General features: G+C 34.8%; 14 protein-coding genes and 1 tRNA gene. 2 read left to right on the plus strand and 13 right to left on the minus strand.

Going from position 1 to position 20,025, the window contains the following annotated elements; genetic code table 11:
• Positions 1-211: 211 nt before the first annotated feature.
• Both ACQKCJ_RS03955 and ACQKCJ_RS03960 read right to left on the minus strand, forming a co-directional pair.
• A complete protein-coding gene (locus tag ACQKCJ_RS03955) occupies positions 212-1,165 on the minus strand; it encodes an AAA family ATPase (protein WP_271334888.1) in 954 nt (317 codons plus the stop codon).
• A 78-nt stretch (positions 1,166-1,243) separates the two neighbouring features.
• A complete protein-coding gene (locus ACQKCJ_RS03960; RefSeq protein WP_271334889.1) occupies positions 1,244-2,674 on the minus strand; it encodes a peptidylprolyl isomerase in 1,431 nt (476 codons plus the stop codon).
• A 540-nt stretch (positions 2,675-3,214) separates the two neighbouring features.
• Between ACQKCJ_RS03960 and ACQKCJ_RS03965 the strand changes: the two genes are divergently transcribed.
• The gene (locus tag ACQKCJ_RS03965; RefSeq protein ID WP_427401429.1) at positions 3,215-4,657 is read left to right on the plus strand and encodes an alpha-amylase; all 1,443 of its coding nucleotides are present in this window, start codon (positions 3,215-3,217) and stop codon (positions 4,655-4,657) included.
• 159 nt (positions 4,658-4,816) lie between these two features.
• Positions 4,817-6,406 carry a peptide chain release factor 3 gene (locus tag ACQKCJ_RS03970; protein ID WP_271334891.1) on the plus strand — a complete coding sequence of 530 codons (1,590 nt, stop codon included), beginning with the start codon at positions 4,817-4,819 and terminating at the stop codon, positions 6,404-6,406.
• 254 nt (positions 6,407-6,660) lie between these two features.
• Here the strand turns inward: ACQKCJ_RS03970 and ACQKCJ_RS03975 are convergent, their stop codons facing one another.
• The 11 genes from ACQKCJ_RS03975 to tuf form a co-directional block, all read right to left on the minus strand.
• The gene (locus tag ACQKCJ_RS03975; protein WP_072959407.1) at positions 6,661-6,972 is read right to left on the minus strand and encodes a DUF3467 domain-containing protein; all 312 of its coding nucleotides are present in this window, start codon (positions 6,970-6,972) and stop codon (positions 6,661-6,663) included.
• Between the two features lie 10 nt (positions 6,973-6,982).
• Positions 6,983-11,293 (minus strand): DNA-directed RNA polymerase subunit beta', encoded by a 4,311-nt coding sequence (gene rpoC, locus ACQKCJ_RS03980; protein WP_271334892.1) that lies wholly within the window; start codon positions 11,291-11,293, stop codon positions 6,983-6,985.
• 318 nt (positions 11,294-11,611) lie between these two features.
• Complete coding sequence (gene rpoB / locus ACQKCJ_RS03985; RefSeq protein ID WP_271334893.1) at positions 11,612-15,424, minus strand: DNA-directed RNA polymerase subunit beta; 3,813 nt, start codon at positions 15,422-15,424, stop codon at positions 11,612-11,614.
• A gap of 264 nt (positions 15,425-15,688) precedes the next feature.
• Positions 15,689-16,060, minus strand: coding sequence for a 50S ribosomal protein L7/L12 (gene rplL / locus ACQKCJ_RS03990; RefSeq protein ID WP_007807437.1), 372 nt, complete (start codon positions 16,058-16,060; stop codon positions 15,689-15,691).
• 91 nt (positions 16,061-16,151) lie between these two features.
• Complete coding sequence (gene rplJ / locus ACQKCJ_RS03995) at positions 16,152-16,658, minus strand: 50S ribosomal protein L10 (RefSeq protein ID WP_271334894.1); 507 nt, start codon at positions 16,656-16,658, stop codon at positions 16,152-16,154.
• 22 nt (positions 16,659-16,680) lie between these two features.
• On the minus strand, positions 16,681-17,370 hold the full coding sequence (rplA, locus tag ACQKCJ_RS04000) for a 50S ribosomal protein L1 (RefSeq protein WP_072944426.1): 690 nt from the start codon (positions 17,368-17,370) through the stop codon (positions 16,681-16,683).
• A gap of 13 nt (positions 17,371-17,383) precedes the next feature.
• The gene (gene rplK / locus ACQKCJ_RS04005) at positions 17,384-17,821 is read right to left on the minus strand and encodes a 50S ribosomal protein L11 (RefSeq protein WP_007807442.1); all 438 of its coding nucleotides are present in this window, start codon (positions 17,819-17,821) and stop codon (positions 17,384-17,386) included.
• A 67-nt stretch (positions 17,822-17,888) separates the two neighbouring features.
• The gene (gene nusG, locus ACQKCJ_RS04010; protein ID WP_271334895.1) at positions 17,889-18,440 is read right to left on the minus strand and encodes a transcription termination/antitermination protein NusG; all 552 of its coding nucleotides are present in this window, start codon (positions 18,438-18,440) and stop codon (positions 17,889-17,891) included.
• Positions 18,441-18,450: 10 nt separating this feature from the next.
• Positions 18,451-18,648, minus strand: coding sequence for a preprotein translocase subunit SecE (secE, locus tag ACQKCJ_RS04015; RefSeq protein WP_008466927.1), 198 nt, complete (start codon positions 18,646-18,648; stop codon positions 18,451-18,453).
• A 19-nt stretch (positions 18,649-18,667) separates the two neighbouring features.
• Positions 18,668-18,738, minus strand: a tRNA-Trp gene (locus tag ACQKCJ_RS04020).
• Positions 18,739-18,798: 60 nt separating this feature from the next.
• Complete coding sequence (tuf, locus tag ACQKCJ_RS04025) at positions 18,799-19,986, minus strand: elongation factor Tu (protein ID WP_072959420.1); 1,188 nt, start codon at positions 19,984-19,986, stop codon at positions 18,799-18,801.
• Positions 19,987-20,025: the final 39 nt, after the last annotated feature.

Below are 20,025 nucleotides of genomic sequence, written 5' to 3' on the forward strand. Positions count from 1 at the left end.
GAACGATTAAATCATATAATGAAGAATAGGGACTAAACTGAATTTGTTGCTGTTGAATTAACATCTAAAAAGCCTTATGATTACACCCAAAAGATACAAAAAAAAGAGTAGAAAACTTTTAGCTTCTACTCCTTTAATTAACAATTATTCCTGAAAAGGACTTTTTCAGTGCCCTCATTTATTTATTCGGGCTTTTCTATTTATTCTTTTTTTACATCAGTTTCTGAATAATAATCTCTTCTGTGATTCCTTCAGCATCTGCTTTATAGTTTTTAATAATTCTATGACGCAAAATTCCGGTTGCTACCGCTTTTACATCTTCGATATCCGGTGAGAATTTACCATTAAAAGCTGCATGTGCTTTTGCTGCCAAAATCAAGTTTTGTGATGCTCTTGGCCCCGCTCCCCAATCTAAATAATTTTTCACAAAATCATTTGACAATGCATTGTCCGGACGTGTTTTACTTACCAAAGTTACTGCATATTCAATCACATTATCCGCCACGGGAATTCTGCGAATCAAATGCTGAAAATCGATAATTTCCTGAGCAGTAAACAAAGGATTAATTATTGTTTTAACATCAGACGTGGTACGTTTAACTACCTGAACTTCTTCTTCAAAACTTGGATATTCCAGCTTAATAGCAAACATAAAACGGTCTAATTGAGCTTCTGGTAACGGATACGTTCCTTCTTGCTCAATTGGGTTTTGAGTCGCCAAAACAAAATAAGGCAAATCCAGTTTATAATTTTGTCCGGCAATTGTAACTGAACGTTCCTGCATTGCTTCAAGTAAAGCTGCTTGAGTTTTTGGGGGCGTTCTGTTAATTTCATCTGCCAGAACAATATTAGAAAAAATTGGACCTTTGATAAATTTAAAATGCCTGCTTTCATCAAGAATTTCACTTCCTAAAATATCAGATGGCATTAAATCGGGCGTAAACTGAATTCTTTTAAAATCTAATCCTAAAGCCTGCGCCAAAGTATTTATCATTAACGTTTTTGCCAATCCCGGAACACCTATTAAAAGTGCGTGTCCGCCTGAAAATATACAAAGTAAAATTTGATCTACAACTTCATCCTGGCCTACAATGATTTTTGCTATTTCGGTTTTTAATTCGTTTCTTTTTTGAACTAAATTATGAATTGCTGCTACGTCAGACATTTAGATATGTTTTTAAAATTGAAAAGAGTTAGCTTTATGAATTCATAAAACTAACTCTTTTTATTTATTTAATAAAAATTATTTTTTCAACCAATTGTATACAAAATTACAATCTCTGTATTCTCCAATAATCTTAATGTAAGTATCTTTTATTTTAGTATCAAACCACTTTGAGATGGTTGTGATTTGTTTTTCTTTCAATGCTAATTCTTTAATCTTAGTGTAATCTTTAGCATAATCTGCTGTATGAGCATCAATTCTATTAGTGATAGTAATTAACTTATATGTTTTTTTACCTTTATCATCCGTGTTCAGAATTGGCTGAGAAACTTCATTGTCTTTTAGATTAGAAACCTGGCTGTATAAAGTTGGATCCATTTTAGTCAACTCAAAACGAGTATCCTGAGTATTAGGATTTACTAAAGTTCCTCCGTTTGCTCTGGTTTCTTTTTCATCAGATTCAGTTCTTGCGGCTTCAGCAAAAGTAATTTCTTTGTTTACTATCTTATTTCTTATATTGGTAATTCTTTCTTTAGCATCCTTTAGAGCATCTTCAGATACTGTAGGCGAAATTAAAATATGACGTAATTCAACTTCCTGACCTTTTATTTTATCAATCATAATAATATGATATCCAAAATTAGTTTCAAATGGCTCAGAAATTTCACCTTCACCTAAACTAAAAGCAACATCTTTAAACTCTTTTACAAAAGGAGTTTTTCTGGTCATTTTGTAATACCCTCCATTAGGTGCTGATCCTGGATCCAGCGAATATAAAACGGCTTTTGTCGCAAAGCTTGATCCTTCAAGAACATCTTTTCTGATCGCGTTTAATCTGTCGATTACTTTTTGTTTATCTTCTTTTGAAACTTTAGGTTCTACAACAATCTGTGCTACTTCCATTTCAGCTCCAAAAGTTGGCAATTCGTCTTTTGGTATTTTCTTAAAAAAATTACGAACTTCTTCTGGTGTAATTTCAACTGCATCAACAATTTTTTTAGTCATTTCTGACGCCAATTTTTGTTCTTTCAAGATATCAGAAAAATAGGTTTTGAATTCCTCTACTGAATTCTTTTTATAATAAGCAACAACCTTGTTGATATCCCCAACTTGTTGAATCATATAATTCAATCGGTCATCCATCATACTTCTAACTTCAGCATCACTAACCACAATACTATCCTGAATTGCCTGGTGCGCATACAATTTATCTTCTAAAAGCTTACCTAACATCTGGCATCTTGTAATATCTTTTGTAGAACCTCCTGATGCAGAAATTTCTAAATATCCTTTATCAATATCAGAATCTAAAACAATATAATCTCCAACATTAGCAATAATACCATCAATTTTTTGCTTGTGTCCAGAAGGAATTTCAACTGGTTTCTTAATCACAGTATCTTTTATAATTTCCTGAGCTGAGATAATTGAGGTGAAAAAAAATAAAAAACACATTGTCAATATTAACTTGTAATCAATTGTTTTTAACTGTAATTTTTTTAATAACATTATTTTAAATTTAATTTGAATGTAAAGATCTTGCTTTAGAATTTCGTTTTAAACTAAAATCACTTTACAATGTATTTTCAATGTTTATCCTGAAAATACTAAATAATTAAGATCTAGTTCAATTTACCTTATAACGAACAAAAATAACAATTCAATTACATAATACAACTATCGGCTATACTATTAACAAAAAATTATATGGATGATCGTTGAATTTCATACAGGACAACTGTTTCTATGGGATTAATCTCTTTAAAAAAACGGCAGTAATCTTTACCACAATGCTCACAAAGATCGATTTGATGAATATTTTATATACATTCAAAAGAAGCAACTTTTGATAAAATAAAAAAGTTATCAATACTACAACGTTTTCGCTGTATAAACATTTTCTTATAAAAACAAACCGAATCAAAAAACACATACTTTAGATAAATAATTGATAATTATTAGGGGATAAAATTACGAATAGCATTTACAAAACCTTTAATAAATATCAAATTACAAACTTTATTATCTAACCTAAACCCAAGTCTAACTATGAAAAAACCTATTGTAAAGATTTATCTGCTTGCAGCAATTACTATATTCCTATATTCGTGCTCGCAGAACGAAACAAATGAAACAGATCTAAAAGCTTCAAGTCAGCAATTTGAGATCATTAATGTTACCCATCATGACGGAAAACCATTCAGCACCGGAACTTCCAGTTCATCCCTAACAGGAAAATATGTCGATAATCCGGGCGGAGGAGTTATGATGCAAGCCTTTTATTGGGATGTTCCTGCCGGAGGAAATTGGTGGAATACTGTAAATAGTAAATTAACCGCGTGGTCAAATGCCGGGATAGGATCTATTTGGTTACCTCCTGCTTCAAAAGCTCAAAATGGGGCATTCTCTATGGGATATGATCCAACGGATTATTTTGATTTTGGAGATTACAACCAAAATGGTTCTGTAGAAACCCGATTTGGCTCTAAAACCGAATTGGTAAGTCTGATCACAAATGCACATACGGAGAACATGAAAGTATATGCAGATATAGTAATCAATCATAACAGTGGCGGTCAATCAGAAGCTAATCCGTTTACAGGAACAAATACCTGGACAGATTTTAGCGGAATTGCTTCTGGAAAATTTAAACGTTCTTATAATGACTTTTATAAAAACAGTTATGGTAATAATGATGAAGGTGCTTTTGGCGGATTTCCGGATTTATGCCATGCAAATCCGTATGTACAGGATTGGTTATGGGGAAGAGCTGACGGGGTTGGAAAATATTATAAAAACACCATGAAATTTGATGGCTGGAGATTCGATTACGTTAAAGGATTTGGTGCTTGGGTTGTAAATGCCTGGAATGCTAATGTAGGCGGGTTTTCGGTTGGGGAATTATGGGATTCAAATGTAAACGTATTAAATGACTGGGCTAATAACGCCAATAGTTCTGTTTTTGATTTTGCTTGTTATTATAAAATGAATGATGCATTCGACGGAAATAATCTTGCATTATTAAATGACGATATGATGTGGAAAAGAAACCCCTATAAAGCGGTGACTTTTGTAACAAATCATGATACTGATGAAATTTCTAATAAATTATTAGCCTATTCTTATATTTTAACTCACGAAGGATATCCTACAATTTTCTATAGAGATTATGAAGAATGGCTGGATAAAAATAAATTGAACAATCTGATTTGGATTCATAATAACAAGGCTACAGGCACAACTTCGATTTTATATTCAGATGATGACGAATATGTAGCCCGCAGAAATGGATATAATGGAAACCCTGGATTAGTAGTGTACATCAACAATTCAAACACTTGGCAAGAAAGATGGATCCAGACCAATTGGGCAAACACTCAAATTAAAGACTTTACAGGAAATTCAACATGGGTACCAACCACACAAGCAGATAAATGGGTAGAAATTCAATGTCCACCCAAAGGTTATTCAGTTTGGTCAGTTAACCAATAATTTAAATTTTAATAATTTTAAGGCTGTTTGAATAAAAACAGCCTTATTTTTTTGAATGCTGGCTGATTTGTAATAAAACGAAAGTCTTCCTAATTTAAGAAGTGAATATTTTTATTAAGCCGTAATTAATAGTACTTTTGCAACCTATTTATACGAAATATGAGCTTTTTAAAAGAAATACAACGCAGAAGAACATTTGGAATTATATCGCATCCTGATGCCGGTAAAACAACATTAACGGAGAAATTATTATTGTTTGGAGGGGCTATTCAGGAAGCTGGTGCTGTAAAAAACAATAAAATTAAAAAAGGAGCAACGAGTGATTTCATGGAAATCGAACGCCAAAGAGGTATTTCGGTTTCAACATCTGTGCTTGCTTTTAATTACCAGGATAAAAAAATCAACATTCTTGACACGCCTGGTCACAAGGATTTTGCTGAAGACACTTTTAGAACTTTAACTGCTGTTGATAGTGTTATTGTTGTTATTGACGTTGCAAAAGGGGTTGAGGAACAAACAGAGAAATTAGTTGCTGTTTGTAGAATGAGAAATATTCCGATGATTGTTTTCATCAATAAGTTAGACCGTGAAGGAAAAGATGCTTTTGACTTAATGGATGAAGTAGAACAAAAGCTTGGTCTTACGGTTACGCCTTTGAGTTTCCCAATTGGTATGGGTTATGACTTTCAGGGAATTTATAATCTTTGGGAACAAAACATTAATCTTTTCAGTGGAGACAGTCGTAAAAATATCGAGGAAACGATCGCATTCTCTGATGTACAAAGTCCGGAATTAGAAAAAATAATTGGTCAGAAACCAGCAGATAGATTACGTGAAGAATTAGAATTAATCGATGAAGTGTATCCTAAATTTGATCGTCAGGATTATTTAGATGGGAAATTACAACCTGTATTTTTTGGTTCTGCATTAAATAATTTTGGAGTTAGAGAATTGTTAGATTGTTTTGTAGCAATCGCTCCGTCTCCAAGACCTAAAGATTCTGAAACTCGTCTGGTAGATCCTACTGAAGAAAAAATGACTGGTTTTGTATTTAAAATCCATGCTAATATGGATCCTAAACACAGAGACCGTTTAGCTTTTATCAAAATTGTTTCCGGAACTTTTGAAAGAAACAAGCCTTATTACCACGTTCGTCAGAAGAAAAATTTAAAATTTTCTAGCCCGAATGCCTTTTTTGCTGAGAAAAAAGAAATTGTCGATATTTCTTATCCCGGTGATATTGTTGGTTTGCACGATACAGGAAATTTCAAAATTGGAGATACTTTAACCGAAGGCGAAATAATGAGTTTCAAAGGAATTCCGAGTTTCTCTCCGGAACACTTTAGATATATTAACAACGCTGATCCTATGAAAGCCAAACAATTGGACAAAGGTATCGATCAGTTAATGGATGAAGGTGTAGCACAGTTGTTTACATTAGAAATGAACAACCGTAAAATAATTGGAACTGTTGGAGCGCTTCAATATGAGGTTATTCAATATCGTCTAGAGCATGAATATGGTGCAAAATGCACTTACGAAAACTTCCCTGTTCATAAAGCTTGCTGGGTAAAACCTGATGATGCTAAAAACAATGAATTCAAAGAATTTAGACGTATTAAACAAAAATTCCTAGCGCACGATAAATACGGTCAATTGGTTTTCTTAGCTGATTCTGACTTTACGATTCAGATGACACAAAGTAAATATCCAAGCGTGAAGCTATTCTTTACTTCAGAATTTGACTAAGTTTTTATTTAAAATACAACATAAAAAAAGCGCTAATTTATAATTAGCGCTTTTTTTTAATTTGAATTAAACCAACCTTTATAAGTTATTATATTCCAAAAATTAATCCTTTTCTACAAGGAGAAACCAATTTAGCACAATAGTTTCATACTAAGAAATTTAGTCGATGAAAGTAAAACTAAATCAGTTGAATTACATTTTACTCTTACCTTAAAAAAAAAGCCCCATTAAAAAAATAATGGGGCTTTAATAATTTATGCTTGTCCTGCCGGACCAAAATTAAGCGGTATTGGTGCTTGTTCCGTCTCTTTGATTTCGCCGTGGGCTGCTTCAAAACGATGAATATTTTCTCCAATTGCTTTTAATAATCTTTTAGCATGTTGTGGTGTCAAGACAATTCTTGACTTTACCTTGGCTTTAGGAATACCTGGCATAATACTCACAAAATCTAAAACAAACTCTGATGATGAGTGGTTGATAATCGCAAGATTAGAATAAATTCCTTCTGCAATAGTCTCGTCTAACTCAATATTAATTTGCTCCTGTTGTTGTTTCGGATTACTCATAGTTTCCTAATTAATAGATATATTCTTCTTTATTAGCCATCATTTCATTGTAATCGTCTTTAGATCCTACGATAGTATTATCGTATTCTCTCATACCAGTTCCCGCAGGAATTCTGTGTCCAACAATTACATTTTCTTTCAATCCTTCCAGATTATCTACTTTACCAGCTACTGCAGCTTCGTTAAGTACTTTTGTTGTTTCCTGGAATGAAGCAGCAGAGATGAATGATTTAGTTTGTAGCGAAGCTCTTGTAATACCTTGTAGAACTGGTGTTGCAGTTGCAGTAATTACATCTCTTGCTACTACTAAATTTTTATCATTACGTTTAAGTAATGAATTTTCATCACGTAAATCACGAGGCGAAATAATCTGACCTGGTTTCAATACCGCAGAATCTCCAGCGTCTTCAACTACTTTCATACCATATAATTTATCATTTTGAACGATAAAATCTTTAGTGTGAATTAATTGATCTTCTAGGAACAATGTATCTCCCGGATCTTGAACTCTTACTTTACGCATCATTTGACGAATAACTACCTCAAAGTGCTTGTCATTAATTTTTACCCCTTGTAAACGGTATACCTCTTGAATTTCATTTACCAAGTACTGTTGAACAGCAGCCGGTCCTTGAATTCTTAAAATATCATCTGGTGTAATTGCACCGTCAGACAATGGTACTCCTGCTCTTACGAAGTCATTTTCCTGTACTAAGATTTGGCTAGAAAGTTTAACTAAATACTTTTTAATCTCACCAAATTTAGATTCGATAACAATTTCACGGTTACCTCTTTTGATTTTTCCAAAAGAAACAACACCGTCAATTTCAGAAACAACCGCTGGGTTAGAAGGGTTACGAGCCTCAAGCAACTCAGTAATTCTTGGTAAACCTCCTGTAATATCTCCTGCTTTAGAAGAACGACGTGGAATCTTAACCAATACTTTACCTGCTTTAATTTTCTCTCCATTCTCAACCATAAGGTGGGCTCCTACTGGTAAGTTATACGAACGAATTAATTCACCTTCTTTACCGTAAACCAATAAAGTTGGAATTAATTTTTTATTTCTTGCTTCAGAAATTACTTTTTCCTGGAATCCTGTTTGCTCATCGATTTCAACCATGAACGATTGTCCTTGCTCTAAATCCTCGTAAGCAATCTTACCAGTAAATTCAGAAACAATTACACCATTATATGGATCCCATTTACAAATAGTAGATCCTTTAGTAACTACTTCACCATCCTTAACGAAAATACTAGATCCGTAAGGGATATTATGTGTATTTAAAACGATTCCAGTTTTCTCGTCAACTAATTTTAATTCAGTTGAACGTGATACTACGATATCTACCGCATTACCTTCACTATCCTCACCTTTTACAGTTTTTAAATCTTCAATCTCAAGTCTACCGTTAAATCTTGTAACAATACTAGATTCTTCAGAAATACCTCCTGCAACCCCTCCAACGTGGAACGTACGAAGTGTTAACTGTGTACCTGGCTCTCCAATAGACTGAGCTGCAATAACTCCTACTGCTTCACCTCTTTGTGTCATCTTACCAGTAGCTAAGTTTCTACCGTAACATTTAGCACAAATACCTTTTAAAGCCTCACAAGTTAATGGAGATCTAACTTCTACTCTTTCAATCGGAGAAGCTTCAATAACTCTCATGATTGCTTCAGTAATTTGTTGACCTGATTGAACTAATACTTCATTAGTAAGAGGATTAATAACATCTTGCAATGCAACACGTCCTAAAATTCTTTCTCCTAAAGATTCAACAATTTCCTCATTTTTCTTCAAAGCAGAAACTTCAACACCTCTAAGAGTACCACAATCTTCGATGTTTACAATAACATCTTGTGATACGTCATGAAGCCTTCTTGTCAAGTATCCGGCATCGGCAGTTTTAAGAGCCGTATCCGCAAGTCCTTTACGAGCACCGTGAGTAGAAATGAAATACTCAAGAATCGAAAGACCTTCCTTAAAGTTAGAAAGAATCGGGTTTTCAATAATCTCACCACCACCGGCAGTAGATTTTTTAGGCTTAGCCATCAAACCACGCATACCTGTTAACTGACGAATCTGTTCCTTAGAACCCCTCGCCCCAGAGTCAAGCATCATATATACAGAGTTGAAACCTTGTTGGTCTTCTCTAATATTTTTCATTGCTAATTCTGTCAACTGAGCATTTGCAGAAGTCCATACGTCAATAACCTGGTTGTAACGTTCGTTATTGGTAATAAGACCCATGTTATAATTCACAGAAATACCTTCAACTTGCTCTCTGGCATCTGCAATTAATTTTGTTTTTTGTTCTGGAATTCTAATATCACCAAGAGAGAATGATAAACCTCCTCTAAATGCGAATTTATAACCCATATCTTTCATATTGTCCAAGAAAGCAGCAGTAGTAGGTACATTAGTCACACTTAAAATGTGTCCAATAATATCTCTAAGGTTTTTCTTAGTCAATACATCATTGATATATCCGGCTGCTTCAGGTACTACTTCATTAAATAATACACGTCCTGCAGTTGTTTGGATAATCTTGTACACTAATTCTCCAGCTTCATTAAAATCTTTTGCTCTGATTCTTACACGAGCATTCAATTCTAATCTTCCTTCGTTTAATGCAATATTTACTTCTTCAGCAGAATAGAATGTTAAGTCTTGACCTAAAATTATGTGTTCTGGTGTAGAGATACGTTCTTTGGTCATATAATATAGACCCAAGACCATATCCTGAGAAGGTACAGTAATTGGCGCACCATTTGCAGGGTTAAGGATATTGTGAGAAGCTAACATTAATAATTGTGCCTCTAAAATAGCCTCTGGTCCTAATGGTAAGTGAACCGCCATTTGATCCCCATCAAAATCGGCATTAAAAGCCGTACATACTAATGGGTGCAACTGGATTGCTTTTCCTTCAATTAATTTTGGTTGAAAAGCCTGGATACCAAGTCTGTGTAACGTAGGAGCACGGTTAAGTAATACTGGGTGACCTTTAATTACATTTTCAAGGATATCCCAAACAACTGGCTCTTTTTTGTCTATAATTTTCTTAGCAGATTTTACTGTTTTTACAATACCTCTTTCAATCAATTTACGGATAACGAAAGGTTTGTATAATTCAGATGCCATATCTTTTGGCAATCCGCATTCGAATAATTTTAATTCAGGACCAACAACAATTACCGAACGAGCAGAATAATCCACACGTTTTCCAAGTAAGTTTTGACGGAAACGTCCTTGCTTACCTTTTAAGGAATCAGATAATGATTTTAATGGTCTGTTAGATTCTGTTTTAACAGCAGAAGCTTTACGCGTGTTGTCAAATAATGAATCTACAGATTCCTGTAACATACGTTTTTCGTTTCTTAAGATAACTTCTGGAGCTTTAATCTCCATTAATCTTTTCAAACGGTTGTTACGGATGATTACACGACGGTATAAGTCATTTAAATCTGAAGTTGCAAAACGACCTCCATCAAGTGGCACAAGCGGACGTAATTCTGGCGGAATAACAGGAACCACTTTCATAATCATCCACTCAGGACGATTTTCGCGGTTTAAGTTAGACTCACGGAATGACTCAACAACTTGTAATCTTTTTAAAGCTTCAGTTTTACGTTGTTTAGATGTTTCGTTATTAGCACTGTGTCTCAATTGGTAAGACAACTCATCTAAGTCGATACGTGCTAATAAATCCATAATACATTCTGCTCCCATTTTGGCAACAAATTTATTAGGATCCATATCATCTAAATATTGATTTTCTTGCGGAAGAGTATCTAAAATATTCAAATATTCTTCTTCAGTTAAGAAATCTAATCTTTGTAATGATTCTCCATCTGCATTTTTAGCAATACCAGCCTGGATTACTACGTATCTTTCGTAGTAAATGATCATGTCTAATTTCTTAGATGGAAGACCAAGGATATAACCAATTTTGTTTGGAAGAGAACGGAAGTACCAGATGTGAGCAATTGGCACAACAAGGTTGATGTGTCCTACTCTGTCACGACGTACTTTTTTCTCAGTAACTTCAACACCACAACGGTCGCAAATGATACCTTTGTAACGAATTCTTTTATATTTACCACAAGCACACTCAAAATCCTTAACAGGTCCGAAGATTCTTTCGCAAAAAAGTCCGTCACGTTCTGGTTTGTGCGTTCTGTAGTTGATAGTTTCTGGTTTCAAAACCTCTCCTCTTGATTCTTTCAAGATAGATTCAGGTGAAGCCAATCCAATTGAGATTTTATTAAATCTTTTAACCGGATTTTTATCTTTATTATTGTTTCTATTATTCATCATAGTTTTTACTATTGATTTATCTGCAATTAAAAAATTGATTTCGCTTTAGTCAAAAGTTTAAAAATCGAAAGTCAAAAGTCATTTTCAGGACTTTAAGACTTTAAGACATTTTACTTTATGACTTTAACACTACCTCGGATTACTTCTCTAAACTTCAAACATCAATGTTGAAGCGCTAATTATAAAACTTTTCAGGTCTAAATAAAAAATCGGAACGGGTTACGGGTATAAATCCTAAAAACTTTTATTTTAATAAACAGCTTCAGTCTCAGCTTCCAGTGTTGAACTGAATACTGAGACTGTAACTGAAAACTTTATTTATTCTTCTAAACGAATATCAAGTCCAAGACCTTTCAATTCATGCATTAATACATTGAATGATTCTGGTAATCCCGGTTCTGGCATAGACTCTCCCTTAACGATAGCTTCGTAAGTTTTAGCTCTACCAATAACGTCATCCGACTTAACTGTTAAGATTTCACGTAGTGTACTTGATGCTCCATAAGCTTCAAGTGCCCAAACCTCCATCTCTCCAAAACGCTGACCTCCAAATTGAGCTTTACCTCCAAGTGGTTGTTGAGTAATCAACGAGTATGGACCAATAGAACGCGCGTGCATCTTATCATCAACCATGTGTCCTAATTTAAGCATGTAAATTACTCCCACAGTTGCAGCTTGATGGAAACGCTCTCCAGTACCACCATCATAAAGGTGTGTATGTCCGAAACGTGGAACTCCAGCTTCATCAGTTAATTCATTGATTTGGTCTAAAGAAGCACCATCAAAAATTGGAGTAGCAAATTTTCTACCTAAATTTTGTCCAGCCCATCCAAGAACAGTCTCATAAATCTGACCAATGTTCATACGTGAAGGTACCCCAAGTGGATTCAATACGATATCTACCGGTGTTCCGTCTTCAAGGAAAGGCATATCTTCATGACGGACGATTCTTGCAACAATACCTTTGTTACCGTGACGTCCAGCCATTTTATCCCCTACTTTCAACTTACGCTTTTTAGCGATATAAATTTTCGCTAATTTCAAGATTCCAGATGGCAATTCATCTCCGACTGTAATAGTGAATTTTTCTCTTCTTAAAGCTCCTTGTAAGTCGTTTAGCTTAATTTTATAGTTATGAATTAAATCATTAACCATTTTATTAGTAGCATCATCAGCAACCCATTGACCTTTGCTTAAGTGAGCAAAATCTTCTACTGCGTAAAGCATTTTCTGAGTATATTTTTTACCTTTTGGTAAAACTTCTTCACCCAAATCATTCATTACACCTTGAGATGTTTTTCCGTTCACGATCAAGAATAATTTCTCAACCAATCTGTCTTTCAATTCAACAAATTTAGTTTCGAATTCCATTTCTAAAGCGCCTAAAGCATCTTTATCCTGAGTACGTTTACGTTTATCTTTTACGGCTCTTGCAAATAATTTTTTGTCAAGAACTACACCGTGTAAAGATGGAGACGCTTTTAATGAAGCATCTTTTACATCTCCTGCTTTATCCCCGAAGATTGCACGAAGCAATTTCTCTTCCGGAGTAGGATCTGACTCTCCTTTTGGTGTAATTTTTCCGATCAAAATGTCGCCAGGTTTAACCTCTGCACCAATTCTGATCATACCGTTTTCATCTAAATCTTTAGTAGCTTCTTCAGAAACGTTAGGAATATCGTTTGTTAACTCTTCATTTCCTAACTTAGTATCTCTAACCTCTAATGAATAATCATCAACGTGGATAGAAGTAAAAATATCATCACGAACTACTTTTTCAGAAATTACAATCGCATCCTCAAAGTTATACCCTTTCCATGGCATGAACGCAACTTTTAAGTTTCTACCTAAAGCTAATTCACCATTTTGAGTAGCATACCCTTCTGATAATACTTGTCCAAGAACTACTCTGTCACCTTTTCTTACGATTGGTTTCAAGTTGATACTTGTTCCTTGATTTGTTTTTCTAAATTTAATTAAGTTGTATGTTTTTTCATCAGAATCAAAACTTACCATTCTTTCTTCTTCAGTACGGTCGTATTTGATAGTAATGATGTTTGCATCAACATACTCTATAGTTCCATCTCCTTCAGCATTAATCAATACTCTAGAATCTGAAGCTACCTGACGCTCTAAACCTGTACCAACAATTGGTGCTTCCGGACGGATCAAAGGAACCGCCTGACGCATCATGTTAGATCCCATCAAGGCTCTATTCGCATCATCATGTTCCAAGAAAGGAATCAATGAAGCCGAAATCGAAGCAATCTGGTTAGGAGCAACGTCTGTATAGTGTACTGCAGAAGGTTCAACAACCGGGAAGTCACCTTCCTCACGAGCAATAACATTAGTCGCCGTGATTTTACCAGTCTCATCCATTTCAATGTTTGCCTGAGCAATCATTTTTCCTTCTTCTTCTTCAGCACTTAAATAGATAGGTGTACTTACTAAATCAACTACACCATCTGTAACTTTACGGTAAGGAGTTTCGATGAAACCCATTCCGTTAACTTTTGCATAAACACCAAGAGATGAAATCAAACCAATGTTTGGTCCCTCTGGAGTTTCAATCGGACATAAACGACCATAGTGTGTATAGTGAACGTCACGAACCTCAAATCCAGCTCTTTCTCTCGAAAGTCCACCAGGTCCAAGGGCAGAAAGTCTTCTTTTGTGTGTAATCTCAGCTAATGGATTCGTTTGATCCATAAATTGAGATAACTGGTTCGTACCAAAGAAAGAGTTGATAACCGATGATAATGTTTTAGCATTAATCAAATCGATTGGTGTAAACACCTCGTTATCTCTAACGTTCATTCTCTCACGAATAGTTCTCGCCATACGCGCTAAACCAACACCGAATTGTTGAGACAATTGTTCTCCAACTGTTCTAACACGACGGTTTGATAAGTGATCAATATCATCAATCTCTGCTTTAGAGTTGATCAATTCGATCAAATATTTTACAATGGTAATGATATCTTCTTTGGTAAGCACTTGCTTTTCCATAGGGATATCTAAACCAAGTTTTTTGTTCATTCTGTAACGACCAACTTCACCTAAGTTATAACGTTGATCTGAGAAGAACAATTTATCTATAATACCACGAGCAGTTTCTTCATCAGGCGGTTCTGCATTACGCAATTGTCTGTAGATATGCTCAACAGCTTCTTTTTCAGAGTTTGTTGGATCTTTTTGTAATGTATTGTGAATAATACCATAATCTGCCTGGTTATTATCCTCTTTATGTAACAAAATTGATTTTACGTTTGCATCAATGATTTCTTCAACATTATCTTTGTCGATAATAGTATCTCTATCAAGGATGATTTCGTTACGTTCGATAGAAACTACCTCACCGGTATCTTCATCAACGAAATCCTCGTGCCAAGTGTTCAATACACGTGCAGCAAGTCTTCTTCCAATATATTTTTTAATTCCTGTTTTAGAAACTTTAATTTCCTCTGCAAGGTCGAAAATCTCAAGGATATCCTTATCTCTTTCAAATCCAATAGCACGGAATAAAGTTGTAACAGGTAATTTTTTCTTTCTATCAATATAAGCATACATTACGCTGTTTATATCTGTAGAAAATTCTATCCAGGATCCTTTAAAAGGAATTACTCTGGCAGAATAAAGTTTTGTTCCATTTGCGTGGAATGATTGTCCAAAGAAAACCCCAGGAGAACGGTGTAGTTGAGATACTACCACACGCTCAGCACCATTGATCACAAAAGTACCGCTTGGAGTCATATAAGGTATTGTTCCAAGATAAACATCTTGTACAATAGTTTCAAAATCTTCGTGTTCTGGATCTGTACAGTATAGTTTTAACCTGGCTTTTAAAGGCACACTATAAGTAAGACCTCTCTCTATACATTCTTGAATGGTATAACGTGGTGGATCTACAAAATAATCAAGGAACTCCAGTACAAAGTTATTTCTAGTATCTGTAATTGGAAAGTTTTCCATGAAGGTGTTGTACAACCCTTCGTCGCCTCTTTCGTCAGATTTTGTTTCTAATTGAAAAAAATCTTTAAACGATTTTACCTGAACATCAAGAAAATCCGGATATTGAGGTATGTTTTTTGTAGAGGCAAAATTCAATCTTTCAGTCTGATTTGTTATCATCAATGGACAAAATTTTGATTAAAAAAAAGTAGTTTTTTGTGTAAAAACACAATGTTTAATTGATACCTTCTTTTTGTAATCAATACATCTTTAAAAATAACCCGGTAAAAATTGGTTAATTTTTTTTCTTCGTACTGATCAAAAACTTTTTCGTATTTTAAACTATTTGATAATAAAACTTGATATATTTTATTATACGAAAAATGGTTTAGGCCATTGAGTGTTAACTCAAGACCTAAACCTAGTTCTTAAAACCGAGTAAACTTATTTAAGTTCAACTACAGCTCCAGCTTCTTCTAATGATTTTTTAAGACCTTCAGCCTCTTCTTTAGAAACACCTTCTTTAACGTTACTTGGAGCACCGTCAACTACATCTTTAGCTTCTTTCAAACCTAAACCTGTAAGTTCTTTTACTAATTTTACAACTGCTAATTTAGAAGCACCAGCTTCTTTTAATACAACTGTAAATTCAGTTTGTGCTTCTTCAGCAGCACCTTCTCCACCACCAGCAGCAACTACAACAGCTGCAGCAGCAGGCTCGATACCATACTCGTCTTTTAATATTGTTGCTAATTCGTTAACTTCTTTAACTGTTAAGTTAACTAATTGTTCTGCGAATTGTTTCAAATCTGCCATTTTTTCTATCGTTTAAAATGATTTGTAAAATATAATTTATTTATTGTGCGCTATTTAAGCAGCAAGGAAATAAAATTTCCTGCATTTGTTATTATGCTTCAGTTTCAGCCTCTTCGCTGTTTGCGAATTGGTTTTGTAAAGCAGAGATAACTCTTTGTGCTGGTGATTGCAATAATCCAATAAGCTCTCCAAGAAGTTCTTCTTTAGATTTAATAGTTGCTAATGCATCTAATTGATCATCTCCAATATAAACTTCAGAATTAATATAAGCTCCTTTTAATAAAGGTTTAGCCGATTTTTTTCTGAAATCTTTAATTATTTTTCCAGGTGCATTTGCTACATCTGAAATAAATATAGCACTATTACCAGTCAATACTGAAGGTAAATCACCATAGTCATTAGCAGAAGCTTCCATTGCTTTTGCAAGCAATGTATTTTTTACAACCTCTAATTTAATACCTGCTTTGTAACAAGCTCTTCTCAAGTTTGAAGTCGTTTCTGCGTTTAATCCAGAAATATCAGATACATAAATAATATTTGTACCAGCTAACTGTGCAGTTAAATCTTCAATCGCGATTGATTTTTCTTCTCTAGTCATACTAAAAATTATTAACTACCAATTATACTGCTTTAGGGTCCAATGCAATTGCAGGACTCATAGTGCTTGTAAGGTGAATACCTTTAATATAGGTACCTTTAGCAGCAGTTGGTTTAAGTTTGATTAATGTTTGAATAATTTCGTGTGCATTGTCATAAATTTGCTCAGCTCCAAAAGAAACTTTACCAATTCCTGCATGTACGATACCAGTTTTATCAACTTTAAAGTCAATTTTACCAGCTTTAACCTCTGCAACAGCTTTTGCAACATCCATAGTTACAGTACCTGTTTTAGGGTTTGGCATTAAACCTCTAGGTCCTAAAATACGACCTAATGGACCTAATTTACCCATAACAGCTGGCATAGTGATAATAACATCAACATCTGTCCAACCATCTTTAATTTTTTGTAAATAATCGTCAAGACCTACATAATCAGCTCCAGCAGCTAAAGCTTCTGCTTCTTTATCTGGAGTAACTAATGCTAATACTTTAACGTCTTTACCTGTTCCGTGAGGTAATGTAACTACACCTCTAACCATTTGATTCGCTTTTCTTGGATCTACACCCAAACGAACTGCGATATCAACAGACTCATCAAATTTTGCAGAAGCTATAACTTTAATTAATGCAGCTGCATCTTTTAAAGAGTATAGTTTGTTCTTTTCAATTTTTGAAGCAGCCTCTTTTTGCTTTTTTGTTAATTTTGCCATTTCTTTCTCTTAATTAAAAAGGAGCATCTCCTGATACAGTTATACCCATAGATCTAGCAGTTCCAGCGATCATGCTCATTGCAGATTCGATTGTGAATGCATTTAAATCTACCATTTTATCTTCAGCAATTGCTTTGATAACGTCCCAAGTAACGCTAGCTACTTTTTTACGATTTGGTTCACCTGATCCAGACTTTAGCTTTGCAGCTTCCAATAATTGGACAGCAGCTGGAGGAGTTTTTACAACAAAATCAAATGATTTGTCTTTATACACAGTAATTTGCACTGGGCATATTTTGCCAGGTTTATCTTGTGTTCTAGCATTGAACTGCTTACAGAACTCCATGATATTAACCCCAGCAGCTCCTAAAGCAGGTCCAACCGGTGGCGACGGATTCGCAGCACCTCCCTTAACTTGTAGTTTAACTACCTTACTAATTTCTTTAGCCATTTTTTAAAAAATTTAACACTATAATCATAGGAAGCAATTATAGTGGTTATTATAGATGTAACAAAAATTATACTTTTTCAACTTGCATAAAACTCAATTCTAATGGTGTTTTTCTTCCGAAAATCTTAACCATAACTTCAAGTTTACGCTTTTCATCATTTATTTTTTCAACCGTACCATTAAAGCCGTTAAATGGACCATCGATCACTTTAACAGTTTCACCTAAGTTGAAAGGAATTGCACGAGTATCTGTATTTACAGCTAACTCATCTACTTTACCTAACATTCTATTTACTTCAGAAAGTCTCAAAGGAACAGGTTCTCCACCTTTGATCTCACCTAAAAATCCAATTACACTAGTAATAGACTTAATAATATGAGGTATCTCACCAACCAAGTTGGCTTCGATCATAACATACCCAGGAAAATAAACTTTATCCTTAGACATTTTCTTTCCTTCTTTTACAGTAACTACTTTTTCTGTAGGCACTAAAACCTGGGAAACATAATCACCCATACCTAATCTGGCAATCTCAGTTTCGATGTAAGCTTTGACTTTATTTTCTTGTCCGCTTACAGCTCTTACTACGTACCATTTTTTCACATTATTATCTGCCATCACAAAAAAATTATCCTTTTAACCAGTTAAAAAATCCAGCCAAAGCTTTTGCAAAAAATTCGTCTACTCCCCATGTTGCCAAAGCGAATAAGATCGAAAATACAGCCACAACAATTGTCAATTTTTGAACCTCAGCCCAAGCAGGCCAAGTAACATTTGACTTTAACTCTTCGAAAGCCTCTGATAAATAATTCGTAACTTTTGTCATTTGATATATTTTTTTATTGCACGGGCGGAGGGATTCGAACCCCCATCAACGGTTTTGGAGACCGCTATTCTACCCTTGAACTACGCCCGTAATTAAAAGCCAGTGATTTCAGTTAAGAGAATCAGCTGGCTTTTTATAATATTTATAGGATTATCCTACGATTTCAGTTACCTGACCTGCTCCTACTGTTCTACCACCTTCACGGATAGCAAAACGTAAACCTACGCTCATTGCGATTGGGCTTAATAAAGCAACATTAATTGTCAAGTTGTCTCCTGGCATTACCATCTCTACTCCTTCTGGTAAAGTAATAACTCCTGTTACGTCAGTTGTACGTACGTAGAACTGTGGACGGTAGTTATTATGGAATGGAGTATGACGTCCACCTTCTTCTTTTTTCAAGATATAAACCTCAGCTTTGAAAGTAGCGTGTGGTTTTACTGATCCTGGCTTAATGATAACCATTCCTCTTTTGATAGATTCTTTATCAACACCTCTTAACAATAAACCTACGTTATCTCCAGCTTCTCCTCTGTCAAGAATTTTACGGAACATCTCAACTCCTGTAATAGTAGAAGTTAATTTGTCAGCTCCCATACCAATGATTTCAACAGCATCTCCTGTATTAGCAATACCAGTTTCGATACGTCCTGTAGCAACAGTTCCACGACCAGTAATTGTAAATACATCCTCAACTGGCATCAAGAATGGTTTTGCAGTATCACGGATTGGCTCTTCGATCCAAGAATCTACAGCTTCCATCAATTCAAGAATTTTAGGAACCCAAGCAGGATCATTATTCAATCCTCCTAAAGCAGAACCTTGAACAACTGGTCCATTATCTCCATCATATTCGTAGAAAGATAATAAATCTCTAATTTCCATTTCAACAAGCTCTAATAACTCAGCGTCATCAACCATGTCAACTTTGTTCATAAAAACAACCATTCTAGGAATACCAACCTGGCGACCTAAAAGGATGTGCTCACGAGTTTGTGGCATTGGACCATCTGTAGCAGCAACTACTAAGATAGCTCCGTCCATTTGAGCAGCACCAGTAACCATGTTCTTTACGTAATCCGCGTGACCTGGACAGTCAACGTGAGCGTAGTGACGATTAGCTGTTTCATACTCTACGTGTGATGTATTAATAGTAATACCTCTTTCTTTCTCCTCTGGAGCGTTATCGATTTGATCAAACGATTTTGCTTGACAGTAACCAGCATCAGACAATACTTTTGTAATTGCTGCAGTTAATGTAGTTTTTCCGTGATCCACGTGTCCAATTGTACCTATGTTTAAGTGCGGTTTGGAACGATTAAAATTCTCCTTTGCCATTTTACTTAATTTTTAATCTTAGTTATATATTAATTTTCA

This window comes from Flavobacterium sp. NPDC079362 (genome assembly GCF_050267765.1).
GTDB classification, from domain to species: domain Bacteria; phylum Bacteroidota; class Bacteroidia; order Flavobacteriales; family Flavobacteriaceae; genus Flavobacterium; species Flavobacterium azizsancarii.